The sequence below is a fragment of the Mucilaginibacter sp. KACC 22063 genome, assembly GCF_028736115.1.
Classification (GTDB): Bacteria; Bacteroidota; Bacteroidia; order Sphingobacteriales; family Sphingobacteriaceae; genus Mucilaginibacter.
Genome location: NZ_CP117877.1, coordinates 4,259,611 through 4,272,335, shown reverse-complemented (window position 1 = coordinate 4,272,335; position 12,725 = coordinate 4,259,611). Strand labels below are relative to the sequence as shown.

The window sequence follows — 12,725 nt, the reverse complement described above, 5'->3', positions numbered from 1 at the left end:
GTTTTTATACAATTATTGATTTACCAGGTAATTTATCTTGCAGCATGAAAGATAAAATCAACGTTGTTTCCCACCGGTTTCTTTTTTGCTGTTTGGTATTGACCCTGCTTATCCCTCATCATTTAAAGGCTCAGGCTAAGTATGGTTCATTAACCGCAAATCTTCAAAAAGTAGTAGTCCAAGATAGTCTGCCGGGGCTTTCGGTGATGTTGGTAGATGCGGATCATGTCATTTATAAAAAGAACTTTGGGTATGCAGATATAAAAGGTAAGGTACCATATAGTTTTAAAACCATACAAAACATCGGATCAGTAAGTAAAACGATTCTTTCGGTTGCTTTAATGAGGGCGATAGAGCTGCACTATTTTAATCTGGAAACTGAGATAAACGATATCCTGCCATTTAAAGTCATCAACCCTAATACTAATAAGGGAGGCATCACCATAAAACAGCTGACCGATCATACATCGGGTATCATAGATAATCCTTCGATTTATCCGAATACTTGCCACTTTTACCCTGCTCTGCGGAGTTACAGCCAGGACGCTTTGAGCAAATTGCAGGCAATTGGATATAACCAGGCCATTCCTGATAGCGATTTAAAAGATTTCCTTTTCAACTATCTGTCAAGTCAGGGCAAATATTATAACGATAAGAACTTTGTGAATGCCGAACCGGGGCAGGCATCTGTTTACAGTAATATCGCTTCGGCTTTAATTGCCTATCTTATTGAGATCAAATCGGGAATGAGCTATGCCGAGTTTACCAATAAGTATATTATTAAACCATTAAAAATGGTTCACAGCGGATGGTTTTTATCATCGGTAAATTTGAAAAACCATGCTTATTTATATTATGACCTTAAAGAGTATTTTCCTTTATACGATGAGATCACTTACCCCGACGGCAGTTTTAAAACGTCTCCTGAAGATTTAAGTAAATACCTGCAAGCAATTATCCGCGGGTATGCTGGCGATACCACATTGTTATCAAAAGCATCTTACAAAGAAATGTTTACCCCGCACTTTGAGTTAAGTAAACTTCCTGCTGGTTTTAATGCTACAAAACGCAATAAAGGTGTTTTATGGAATTTGTATACTAACGGTATGATAGGGCACGATGGCGATGACCCGGGAGTAAGTACCTTTTTGTTTTTTAACAAGACAACAGGTAAAGGCGGATTATTTATCTGCAATAAGTATATGGAAGATAAAAGTGCGATTGTAAATCTTTTATACCAGGCTACTAACAAATGATCAAATAACCCATAACAGAAGAGGGCCGCCATTGGCAGCCCTCTTCTGTTTAATAAGTAAGCTCTTTATTTGATAGTAACCGGAACAACTAAGTTATCCCATGCCATTTCAAAGCCGGTTTTAGTAATGCGGTAAACCAGTCTTTCTTCCATAGTGGCAGATTTTTTAGGTTTTACGGTTACCACTAATACATCTTTAGTAGCATCGTCAGTTGTTGAGCCATCACGGTTAATGCCCCATTGGCCGGTTTGTGAATTAAAGATCACTTTCCATTCGTTTTCACCAGGAGTAAGGTACAGGCTGTATTTACCTGCAGGCAGTGTTTTGCCTTCCACCTTAATTGCTTTGCTGGTTTCAAAAATGGTGGCTTCATTAGCGCCTGCGCGCCAAACTTTATCAAAAGGCACCAGGTCGCCCCATATCTTGCGGCCTTTTACAGCCGGGCTGCTGTATTTAATGGTGATGGCTGCGCCGTGGATAGTGCCTTCGGCAGTAGCTGCCGGGCTTTGACGTTGTGGCTTATCCTGTGCAAAAAGCGATACAGACATCAGCATAGCCATTAAGCTAAGCATAAATGATTTTCTCGAAATTAAGTTTTTCATGAGATTATATGTGTTGTTATGTATGAGCAAGTTACAAGTTAGTTGTAAAAAAAGCAAAGCCCTCCGGGGTTAGGGGAGGGCTTGCAGATTATTGTAGTTCTTTTATGCCATCTTCGGCTGCTTTAGCCGAAGCCTGATCGCCAAGTTTTTCGCGTCCGGCTTTAACCGTGTTGATGTATTCAATAATACGCGGTGTCTGGCCATATTCTTTAAAACGTTTACCAGCTTTTACCAGTTCGCTGATACCTTGTTGAGCATAAGCAGGGTTATCTACTTTGGCAGCCATATTAGCAAAGTTGCGCATCATACGGGCTTTGGTATCTAACCTGCCTTTAGTAAACTGCTCGTAAACAAAAGGCCAGTCGGCTGATTGTCCGTTGGTGGCGTAGATGTTTGCAATTTCAAGTTTAAGCGGTCCGTCGCTGTCTTTTTCCAGTTTGTGGGCATAGGTTAAAGCTTCGGCGGCATCTATTTGCGCAATGCCACGTAAAGCAGCCGCTTCCACCATGTATGATTCGCTACCGATTGCATTTTTAAAGATATTTAAGTTCCCTGCGGCTTTAAGATCAGCAAGCTTATGTAAAGCAGCGGCCTGCACTTCGGTGCGTTTGCTGGTTTGTGCCAGTTTGGTAAGTATTGGCAGGGCGGCATTGCGCACATCATCATTTTTCATGTTGAGTGCATTAATAGCCTCTACCTGTAACGACCAGTATCTGTCGTTCAAAGCAGCCAGTACCACTTCGCGTGCGCCTTTGGTATCTTGGTGCGGGCTTAAGGCGGCTAATGCCTCGTGCCTGTCGAGGTATAAAGGCCCGTTAAAGTACTGGTATGCAAATTCTTCCGGCGTGTGGTTATCTACTTTAATACACAGTAAAACTTTATCGGCATCAACGTTCACCAATTTAGGTTTGGCAGCAAGTTTAAAGGTAAGCGTGTCTGATTTGTCACGCATCCAAACTTGTTTACGCTCTTTACCGTTAGCGGTGTATATATCAACCTTCAGGGGTAAAATAAATGCATTGCCGTCCTGCGATTGGTTAAGTATCACACTTTGAGTCTTGGTCGCTTCGTCCCACTGGTAGTTAATTGATAATACCGGGTGGCCGGCGCCGTAATACCATTGGTTAAAGAACCAGTTGAGATCCTGTCCGCTTACTTCTTCAAAAGCTAAACGCAGTTGCTGTGCTTCAGCGGCTTTAAATGCGTTGGTTTTTAGATAAAGGTTTAGCCCTTTAAAAAAAGCATCGTCGCCTAAGTAATGACGCAGCATGTTAAGGATACGGCCGCCTTTGCGGTAAGTAACCATATCAAATACGTCCTCTTTGTCATTATAATAGAAACGTACAAGATTGCGTGTTGCTGCCCCCGGTGTTTGAAAATAAGGCTCAATGGTTTTATAGTTGTATTCGTTACCGGCATCAGCACCATATTTATGCTCCATCCATAAGGTTTCGCTCAGGTCGGCGAACGACTCATTAACGGTAAGGTTGCTCCAGCTTTCTGTAGTTACATAATCGCCAAACCACTGGTGGAAAAGTTCGTGTACGATGTCGATTAAACTTTCAGAACCGCCATCAATCAATTGGCGGCGGGTTAGCTGTACTTGCTCACCATGCAGCGTAGCGGTAGTGTTTTCCATAGCGCCGCTTACATAATCGCGCACAACAATCTGCGAGTATTTATTCCACGGATAGTCAACACCTAAAATATTAGAGAAGTATTCCATCACTTCTGGCGTAAAGCCGAAGATGTCTTTTGCATAAGGTGCATATTTAGGTTCCAGGTAATAGTTCACTTCTTTATTGCGCCATTTATCATGGTAAATGCGGAAATCTCCCACCGCCATCATGATCAGGTAAGGGGCATGAGGAAGGTCCATCACCCAGGTATCCGTACGGGTGCCATCAGCATTCTTTTTCTGCGAAGCCAGGCGGCCGTTGGAAAGGGTCACATACTTACCCGGAACAGTCATGCTGATCTCGTCGGTGGTTTTTTGGTTGGGCTTATCAATAGTAGGGAACCAGGCCGAGTTGCTTTCAGATTCACCCTGTGTCCAGATCTGTACCGGTTTGCCTTTTTCGGTACTGTCCGTGTTAATGAAGTATAAACCCTTGGCATCATTGATAGCAGCGCTGCCCTGTACTTTTAGTTCATCGGGTTTTGAGGTGTAATCAATATAGATGGTGTACTTCTCTGAGTTGAGATACTTTTTATCCAGCTTAATGTTCAGCGACATGTTATCGTATGAATATTTTAGCGGAACGTTCTTGCCATTTTTTACTACGGCTATCTGGTGAATGTCCATACCCTTGGCGTCAAGGCGTAGTGAATCCGTAGGGTAAAAATGTGGTTTTAACGTTACCCATTCTTTGCCGTACAGGTACCGTTTTTTGTAATCGAATTTTACATCCAGCTTAGTGTTTACCAAATCGTTTATTTTGGTAGCAGTTGCCCTGTAAATGCTCATAGGGTCTTTATGCACCGGCTCCTGTGCAAAAGCGCCGTTGTGTGCCGAAATAAAAACGCCTGCAATTAAAAGCGCAGGCAAGGTTTTCTTAATAAACATCAGATTTATAATTTTTTCGCTTTTCATCTTATAACACTATAACGGACTGATCCATACAATAGTTATAAGGGCTACAATATCAGGATATTTTACATTTTATAAGATGTAAATTTTGCTTTATGCCTAAAAAGTCAGCGAACGGCTTTAAAACACAAAAGGCCGGAGTAAAACTCCAGCCTTTTATTATTTTGTTAGGTATTGCTTAGCAATATTGCTCGAAAGCGTGAACCAGGTTATCTGCAATCATTTGTGCAGAACGGCCTTCAATTTGATGGCGCTCGATCATGTGTACTAATTTTCCATCTTTAAATAACGCCATTGATGGTGATGATGGCGGATAAGGCAGCATGTAGTTACGTGCAGCATCAACTGCATCTTTTTCCATACCGGCAAAAACAGTTACCATTCTGTCGGGATGTTTTTCAAACTGGGCAGCAGCTTTAGCAGCAGGGCGGGCGTTAGCAGCAGCACAGCCACAAACTGAGTTAACAACTACTAAAACGGTTCCTTCGCTTTCCACTGCATTCTTAACAGCATCAGCATCTTTTAACTCTTCGAAACCGGCGTTGGTAAGATCTGCTCTCATCGGAGCAACTAAATATTCTGGGTACATCATTGCAAATCAATTTTTTGAATAACAAAAGTAAAAATCATGAGCCAAAATTTTCATAATTCGCAAAATATTAACATTTTGTTGACGTTTACTCTTAACCTGTGCAACGGCAACGGTATGCAAGGTAAGGTTTACAACCCTGATTAAATTTTTTAACTATTGTATGAACTTAAAACAAGCAGATTTAGGTGTGAGCGGCGTATATGATGAGGATCAGCTTCAGACCAAAGTAATACGAATAAAAGTAAAACATTTTAACGGACTTAAGCTAACGGTTGCCATTGTGATATGCCTTGCCATGGGCCTTATGTACAGCGTTAAAGAACTTGAGGCTACAGCAGATCTTAAAACGAAGGAGAACTTACGCCTGCAATCGCAAATTGCGGCTTTAAAAGAACAGGTTGGTGCAAGTAATGAGAAACTGGACGCCATTTCAGCTTCAAGTGACAGCAGTAATAATAAAGCTTTAGGATATATCGAAAGCATCCAGAGCAAGCTTAAAAAAATCAACGATTATTTGGGTAAACGAGGTTTAAGAGGAATTTCCTTCCATACCATTAACGTAGCCAAAAAGAACAGCAGTAAAAAACAAGACAACCTGAAGTTGTATGCTAAATACAATAATTACCTGGAAGAATTTGTGACCAACGTGGCTATGGTGCCTATGGGTTACCCAAGGGTAAGCAGCTTTACTTCTTTTTTCGGATACCGCAGCAACCCGTTTGATTTTGGCGGTGGCGAGTTTCATCCCGGTATCGACTTTAAAGGTAATACCGGTGACCCGGTGAAATGTACTGCCAGCGGCAGGGTAGTATTTACAGGCCGTGCAGGCGGTTATGGCAACTGTATCCGCATACAACACATGGGTAATGTGCAAACCTGGTACGGCCATCTTTCAAAAATACTGGTGCATGAAGGCCAGCGAGTAACCGTAGGCGAGGTGATTGGCAAGGTTGGTTCAACCGGGCGTTCAACAGGACCGCACCTGCATTACGAGGTAAGGCGCAATGGCAAGCCGGTAAATCCCAAACAATACCTTACACTTAACCAGTAAAATATAAAACGGGCCTGTTTATCAGGCCCGTTTCTCTTTTACATACCTATTGGTTAACTTTGCAGTCTAAATATTTAAGTATGTCATCATCGCTTGAAACTACCTACGTTAAAAATAAAGTAAAGGACCCATCGCTTGCAGCATGGGGCCGCAAAGAAATTGAATTGGCAGAAGCAGAAATGCCGGGTTTAATGGCACTACGTGCAGAGTATGGCCCGTCGCAGCCACTTAAAGGTGCGCGTATTGCAGGCTGTTTGCACATGACCATCCAAACCGCGGTACTTATTGAAACCCTGATTGCATTAGGTGCAGAAGTTACCTGGTCATCATGTAATATTTTCTCAACCCAGGATCATGCTGCTGCTGCTATTGCAGCTGCGGGTATTTCAGTTTATGCCTGGAAAGGTATGAATGCTGAAGAGTTTGACTGGTGCATTGAGCAAACTTTATTCTTTGGCGAAGACCGCCAGCCGCTTAACATGATCCTTGATGATGGTGGCGATTTAACCAACATGGTATTTGATAAATACCCTGAACTGGTTTCTGGTATCAAAGGCCTTTCAGAAGAAACTACTACTGGTGTTCACCGTTTATACGAGCGCATGAAAAACGGCTCATTGCCAATTCCTGCTATCAACATTAACGATTCGGTAACCAAATCGAAATTTGATAATAAATATGGTTGCCGCGAATCATTGGTTGACGCGATCCGTCGCGCTACCGACGTAATGATGGCCGGTAAAGTTGGTGTTGTTTGCGGTTACGGCGACGTTGGTAAAGGTTCGGCAGATTCTTTACGTAATGCAGGTGTACGTGTTATTGTAACTGAAATTGACCCAATCTGTGCATTACAGGCAGCAATGGAAGGCTACGAAGTGAAAAAACTTTCAACCGCTATACAAGAAGCTGATATTGTAGTAACAGCTACAGGTAACTGCGATATTGTACGTGAGCAACATTTCCGTGCTTTAAAAGATAAAGCCATTGTTTGTAACATCGGCCACTTTGATAACGAGATCGATATGGCATGGTTAAACGGAACTTATGGCAACACCAAAGTTGAAATTAAACCACAGGTTGATAAATATACCATCGACGGTAAAGACGTTATCGTATTGGCAGAAGGCCGCCTGGTTAACTTAGGTTGTGCAACCGGCCACCCAAGCTTTGTAATGTCAAACTCTTTCACCAACCAAACATTGGCACAGTTAGAGCTTTGGACCAACTCAGATAAATATGAGAACAAAGTTTATACCCTGCCTAAACACCTTGACGAAAAAGTAGCGCGTTTACACTTAGCTAAAATTGGTGTGGAACTTGAAACCCTTGAGCAGCACCAGGCTGATTATATCGGCGTAGCTGTTGAGGGCCCATTCAAGCCAGAATATTATCGCTATTAATAAGCAATAATTGATACAGTAAAAAAGCGTGAAATTTTTTCACGCTTTTTTTGTTTCGGGCTGTAGCGGATGGTACTTAGCTTACGTATTGGATAATAGTTTAGTATGAAGTCCTAAAACCTTACACAATCCTGTCAATGATAAAAGGCATGCCTCCCATGTATGCCTTTTATCTTTTTTATACTTTTCAGCCGGGTTTATTAATCTGTAGCTGTCAACTTCACATTTTAATTGTAGCCCAAAATTTAAAGTTCTATCTTGCTCAGGTAACCGCTCTGACTAAAAACTTTATAAATCTGCATTAAATGAAAAAACGTTTTATCAATCGCCTGTCTTTAGCGATTATTTGTGCCGCGCCTTTGTTTTCGCAAAGATCCGATGCACAGGTAAGCAAAATGCCTGCTTATCCTTTAATTACACACAATACTTATTTCAGTATCTGGTCAAATACAGATAAGTTAAATGAATCTGTAACGCATCACTGGACGGGGAAAGACCAACCATTATTAGGCATGATAAAAGTGGATAACAAATATTACCGATTTATGGGCGAGCCGGAAAAGCAATATGAAACGATTTTAAAAGCCGGTGATGAGCAGCCTTATACCTGTAAGTTTACCAATAAAGAGCCTGAAAAGGGTTGGGAAGATCTATCATACGACGATAAGAACTGGCAGACCGGGGCCGCACCTTTTGGGGATGAGCGTGCGCTGAAAGGGACTAAGTGGACAGCAGAAAATATCTGGGTACGCCGCACTTTTAACTTGACCAAAGTCCCGCAGGATGCCATATTGCTAAAGCTTTTTTATGATGATAATGTTGAAGTTTACATTAACGGTAAAGAGGCTTTCAGCCGTGTTGGCTGGAATAACGATTATCAGAACATTCCGGTAAAGGGCAATAATCTTAAATTCGGCGAGAATGTTATTGCCATCCATTGTAAAAATACAGGCGGAGGTGCTTACATCGATGCAGGTATTGAAGCTGAAATTAAAGATCAAAAAACAGATAATGTTGAACTTGCCCAGCAAACCAGCCGTTGGGTAACAGCCACACAAACTGTTTATGGCTTTAAATGCGGCCCGGTGAATCTTAAGGTCACCTTTACGTCTCCTTTGGTGCTTAATAATCTCGATCTGTTATCCATGCCGGTATCTTACATTACTTATAATGTTAAATCGGCAGATAGCAAAAAGCATGAGGTAAGCATATTGCAAGGCGTATCGGCAAATGCGGCTGTTAACAATGCGGTGCAAACAGTAAATGTTAACGGCTACAACAAAAATGGCTTAAGCGTATTAAAGGCAGGTACTGTAGAGCAGCCTGTTCTGCAAAAACGCGGCGATGACCTGCGGATAGACTGGGGCTATTTGTATGTAGCTTCTCCATCAAATAATGGCGCCAAGCAATATATTACTACCAACGCGGGTGCCGAGCAGTCGTTTTTAAGTTATACTAAAGAAAATACTATTAGCAAAACCGGTACCCGTTTAATGCTTAATACAGTGCTGCCATTTGGTATGGTAAGCAATACTGCTGTATCTAAACATTTAATGGTGGGTTATGATGAGCTGTATTCGGTGCAGTATTTTAAAGCTAACCTTCGCCCGTGGTGGCGTAATACGCCGGGTGCAACTATGGACGGCCTACTTAAAAAAGCCGCTACCAACTACGCTGTCTATCTGGCTAAAAGTAACGCGACTGACAAAAAAATTTATAATGATGCCTTAAAGGCTGGCGGTGAAAATTACGCCCGTTTATGCGTAATGGCTTATCGCCAGGGGATAGCTGCTCACGCTTTGGTAAAAAGCCCGCAGGGTGATCTATTATTCCTGTCGAAAGAAAACTTCAGCAATGGTTCTATCAATACTGTTGATATTACTTATCCATGCGCACCGATGTACCTGGTCTACAATCCTGAATTGCTTAAAGGGATGATGAACGGTATTTTCTATTATAGTGAAAGCGGTAAATGGAAAAAGCCTTTTGCAGCGCATGATCTGGGTACATACCCTTTGGCTAATGGCCAAACTTATGGAGAGGATATGCCGGTAGAAGAAAGCGGCAACATGATTATTTTAACCGCTGCAATAACAAAGGCGCAGCACAATGCTGCCTATGCTAAAAAGCACTGGAAAACTTTAACCACTTGGGTAAACTATCTTGCTGAGGCAGGCTTTGATCCGGGTAATCAATTATGTACCGATGATTTTGCAGGTCACCTGGCGCATAATGCCAATCTTTCGGTTAAGGCTATTGTGGCTATAGGCGCTTATGCACAAATGGCACAGCAGTTGGGCGAAGCAGCTACTGCAAAAAAATATAGTGCAATGGCTGCTGATATGGCAAAAAAATGGGTAGCTAAAGATAATGCAGGCGACCATTATGCGCTGGTATTTGATAACAAAGACACCTGGAGCCAAAAGTATAATATGGTTTGGGATAAAGTTTTAGGATTGAACCTGTTTCCTAAACATGTATATGATACGGAGATCAAATACTATCTCGGTCACCAGAATGAATTTGGCTTACCGCTTGACAGCCGTAAAACCTACACCAAATCAGACTGGATATTATGGACAGCCGCCATGACGGACCAGCAAGCAGATTTTGATAAACTGGTAAATCCGGTATATAAATATGCTACGGAAACATCATCAAGGGTGCCATTAAGCGACTGGCACGAAACAACCGATGGTAAAATGGTGGGTTTCCAGGCGCGCAGCGTAATCGGGGGCTATTGGATGAAACTTTTGAGAGATAAAATGTCGACTGCCAAATAAAAGCAGTGATATGATAGTAAAAAAAGGGTTGCCCAAACGGGCAACCCTTTTCTATTTATATACTCGCAATACAATCAATTACTTAACCGGAGTTGTCGGTGTTGTAGTAGGTGTTGTTGTTGGCGGAGTGGTTGGTGATGTAGGTGATGGCGAAGGCTGCGGTGATGTTGGCACCGGGTTTGGTGATGTTGGATTCATCGGCGTTGTAGGCGATGGATTTGTTGGTGTCGTCGGCATAGGGTTAGTAGGCGACGGGTTAGTTGGCGATGTTGGCATCGGGTTGGTAGGGGTTGGCGTTGTAGGAGTTGTCGGTGTTTTTCTTGTACGTTTTTGTGGTACCGTATCCGCTACTGCTACTTTCCCATTCTCTGCTTTTACTGCATGATTACTTGCTGATGCATATTCAAAGGCACAGGCAACTGCCAGTGCGGTGATCATTAAACTTGCCTTTTTCATAACGAAATTATTTTATGGTTTATTAATTTAACCATAGAGATAACGTATTAAATGAAACGCAGGTTTTAAAAAAATGAAATTAGGTGAATAAGTAACTCATATAGGCTCTAAAGCTATTTATTTTCTGTCTCAAATTCCTGATCTATACTCTCGCGCAGGTCATAAAGCAGCCATTGCTTTTTCGTAATAGCTTGTGATTTTGTTCGAAGCAGGTTGATAAAATCATTTACACCAACAGGTTCGTTGCCGTTGCCATGTATCAGTACAATACTGCCGGCCTGTGGTTGCTGCCCTTTAGCCAGCCATGCATCGGTACCAATAGGGATCAAACCAAAATTGGTGATATCGTAAACCAATTGCTGGTCAGAAACCAGCCCCGGGAAGCGAAAGAACACAGAAGGCAGCAGCCCATTTTTAAGCATCGCTTTCTCTGTTTCCAAAACTTCATAACTGATATTGGTTCCGGGTTCTAACAAAAAGTTTTCCTTTAAAGGTTTGGTTGCGCTTACCCGATGCGTAAATGAGTGATTGATCCAGGTAATATAGATCTCCCTTTTCTGCTGCATTTGCTTTAGCCACTCCAGGTCCTGCTGGTGCTGGCGCATCCATACACCGGTAATAGATAAAGCAATGGGTACCGGTTGTTCCACCTTTTTAAATTCGGTAAAAATATCTGTAAATATTCGGCGGTCTAATGGCCGGTGCGATGGGCAAAGATCTGCCGTTAAACTGATGCCTGTTTCTTTGGGCATACCCCGCTCAATACCTGCATCCTGTATCATTACCGATTTTCTTTCGGCTTTTGTTAAGGCGCGTTCGTATGGCGTATTTTTAAATTGGTTACGCACTTGTGCAACCGTCATTGGGGTTACCTGGTAAAAATTGCTCTCGTCGATTTTAGTGACCAGCGTCTGCGGGTTCACCAAAAGAAAATAATGGCGCTGATGGTCGTCAAACTGGCGTAGTATGATCCAGTCTTGCGGGTAATGATGCGCCCATCCATAAAAAGCCTTATAGTTTGTTATCTCTGTGAAGTTAGCTTGCGCAAAAGCGCCGGTACTGCATAGTAGAAGTAGTATGATAATCCTGATCCGCATAATTGAATGATTGCAAATTTCAAAATAAAATAATCATAAATATGTTTGTGTTGTTAATGGGTAATTAGATATTTACCACCATTAAATTAAATACATACATTGCTGATATGACGCGTTTATCTGTAAACATTAATAAAATAGCTACCCTGAGAAATTCGCGTGGCGGAAATAACCCGGATCTGATACAGGTAGCAAGAGATTGCGAGGCCTTCGGCGCTCAGGGGATAACTGTACACCCACGCCCGGACGAACGCCATATCCGCTACAATGATGTTTACCAGTTAAAAGAAATTCTTACAACCGAATTCAATATAGAAGGTAACTGCCAGGAACAAAAGTTTGTAGATCTTGTATTAGCTGTAAAGCCAGCGCAGGTTACCCTTGTGCCTGATGTTTTAGGACAGATCACTTCTAATCACGGCTGGGATACTATCACCAATAAAAAATACCTGACTGATATCGTAAAAACATTTAAAGATGCAGGTATCCGCGTTTCTTTATTTGTTGACCCGGTAGCAGAAATGGTTGAGGCAGCTGCCGAAACCGGTACCGACCGTGTTGAACTTTATACCGAAGGATACGCTTCGCAATATCACAACGGAAAAGAAGCCGCTATTAAGCCTTATGTTGAAGCGGCTGAAGCTGCCAAAAAAATAGGCTTGGGTTTAAACGCAGGGCATGACCTTGACCTGAATAACCTTCGTTATTTTGCTCTGGAAATACCGTGGCTTAAAGAAGTAAGCATAGGCCATGCGCTTATTTCAGATGCCATATATTTTGGCCTGGAGAATACGATCCAGATGTATTTAAACCAGCTATCTGATATTGCAAATCCGCTTGAAGAGATCGGCATGCAGGGTAAGGTGTAAGTAAAAATAATTATTCCTGGATTTATCCC

General features: G+C 42.1%; 10 protein-coding genes. 5 read left to right on the top strand and 5 right to left on the bottom strand.

What is annotated here, in order from left to right; all coding sequences use genetic code 11:
• Positions 1–44: 44 nt before the first annotated feature.
• The gene (locus PQ461_RS18675; protein WP_274207052.1) at positions 45–1,256 is read left to right on the top strand and encodes a serine hydrolase domain-containing protein; all 1,212 of its coding nucleotides are present in this window, start codon (positions 45–47) and stop codon (positions 1,254–1,256) included.
• A 65-nt stretch (positions 1,257–1,321) separates the two neighbouring features.
• On the opposite strand, the gene PQ461_RS18670 is transcribed toward PQ461_RS18675, so the two are convergent.
• From PQ461_RS18670 to PQ461_RS18660, 3 genes are all read right to left on the bottom strand, one after another.
• Positions 1,322–1,858 carry a DUF2911 domain-containing protein gene (locus PQ461_RS18670; RefSeq protein WP_274207051.1) on the bottom strand — a complete coding sequence of 179 codons (537 nt, stop codon included), beginning with the start codon at positions 1,856–1,858 and terminating at the stop codon, positions 1,322–1,324.
• 88 nt (positions 1,859–1,946) lie between these two features.
• A complete protein-coding gene (locus PQ461_RS18665) occupies positions 1,947–4,451 on the bottom strand; it encodes a M1 family metallopeptidase (protein WP_274207050.1) in 2,505 nt (834 codons plus the stop codon).
• Positions 4,452–4,626: 175 nt separating this feature from the next.
• Positions 4,627–5,037 (bottom strand): BrxA/BrxB family bacilliredoxin, encoded by a 411-nt coding sequence (locus PQ461_RS18660; protein ID WP_274304037.1) that lies wholly within the window; start codon positions 5,035–5,037, stop codon positions 4,627–4,629.
• Between the two features lie 163 nt (positions 5,038–5,200).
• Here PQ461_RS18660 and PQ461_RS18655 point away from each other — a divergent pair, with 163 nt between their 5' ends.
• From PQ461_RS18655 to PQ461_RS18645, 3 genes are all read left to right on the top strand, one after another.
• The gene (locus PQ461_RS18655; protein WP_274207049.1) at positions 5,201–6,091 is read left to right on the top strand and encodes a M23 family metallopeptidase; all 891 of its coding nucleotides are present in this window, start codon (positions 5,201–5,203) and stop codon (positions 6,089–6,091) included.
• Positions 6,092–6,171: 80 nt separating this feature from the next.
• Positions 6,172–7,491 (top strand): adenosylhomocysteinase, encoded by a 1,320-nt coding sequence (ahcY, locus tag PQ461_RS18650; RefSeq protein ID WP_274207048.1) that lies wholly within the window; start codon positions 6,172–6,174, stop codon positions 7,489–7,491.
• Between the two features lie 305 nt (positions 7,492–7,796).
• Positions 7,797–10,274 carry a glutaminase family protein gene (locus tag PQ461_RS18645; protein WP_274207047.1) on the top strand — a complete coding sequence of 826 codons (2,478 nt, stop codon included), beginning with the start codon at positions 7,797–7,799 and terminating at the stop codon, positions 10,272–10,274.
• Positions 10,275–10,352: 78 nt separating this feature from the next.
• Here PQ461_RS18645 and PQ461_RS18640 read toward each other — a convergent pair whose 3' ends face one another.
• The gene (locus PQ461_RS18640) at positions 10,353–10,730 is read right to left on the bottom strand and encodes a hypothetical protein (protein WP_274207046.1); all 378 of its coding nucleotides are present in this window, start codon (positions 10,728–10,730) and stop codon (positions 10,353–10,355) included.
• Between the two features lie 113 nt (positions 10,731–10,843).
• A complete protein-coding gene (locus PQ461_RS18635) occupies positions 10,844–11,827 on the bottom strand; it encodes a polysaccharide deacetylase family protein (protein WP_274207045.1) in 984 nt (327 codons plus the stop codon).
• A gap of 107 nt (positions 11,828–11,934) precedes the next feature.
• Between PQ461_RS18635 and PQ461_RS18630 the strand changes: the two genes are divergently transcribed.
• Positions 11,935–12,696, top strand: a complete 762-nt coding sequence (locus PQ461_RS18630; protein ID WP_274207044.1) for a pyridoxine 5'-phosphate synthase — start codon at positions 11,935–11,937, stop codon at positions 12,694–12,696.
• Positions 12,697–12,725 lie beyond the last annotated feature (29 nt).

Excerpts from the sequence above, each read along its gene's own strand:
- PQ461_RS18640 (WP_274207046.1), bottom strand. The coding sequence starts at position 10,730 with ATGAAAAAGGCAAGTTTAATGATCACCGCACTGGCAGTTGCCTGTGCC.
- PQ461_RS18665 (WP_274207050.1), bottom strand. The coding sequence starts at position 4,451 with ATGAAAAGCGAAAAAATTATAAATCTGATGTTTATTAAGAAAACCTTG.
- ahcY (WP_274207048.1), top strand. The coding sequence starts at position 6,172 with ATGTCATCATCGCTTGAAACTACCTACGTTAAAAATAAAGTAAAGGAC.
- PQ461_RS18635 (WP_274207045.1), bottom strand. The coding sequence starts at position 11,827 with ATGCGGATCAGGATTATCATACTACTTCTACTATGCAGTACCGGCGCT.
- PQ461_RS18645 (WP_274207047.1), top strand. The coding sequence starts at position 7,797 with ATGAAAAAACGTTTTATCAATCGCCTGTCTTTAGCGATTATTTGTGCC.
- PQ461_RS18670 (WP_274207051.1), bottom strand. The coding sequence starts at position 1,858 with ATGAAAAACTTAATTTCGAGAAAATCATTTATGCTTAGCTTAATGGCT.
- PQ461_RS18655 (WP_274207049.1), top strand. The coding sequence starts at position 5,201 with ATGAACTTAAAACAAGCAGATTTAGGTGTGAGCGGCGTATATGATGAG.
- PQ461_RS18675 (WP_274207052.1), top strand. The coding sequence starts at position 45 with ATGAAAGATAAAATCAACGTTGTTTCCCACCGGTTTCTTTTTTGCTGT.
- PQ461_RS18630 (WP_274207044.1), top strand. The coding sequence starts at position 11,935 with ATGACGCGTTTATCTGTAAACATTAATAAAATAGCTACCCTGAGAAAT.
- PQ461_RS18660 (WP_274304037.1), bottom strand. The coding sequence starts at position 5,037 with ATGTACCCAGAATATTTAGTTGCTCCGATGAGAGCAGATCTTACCAAC.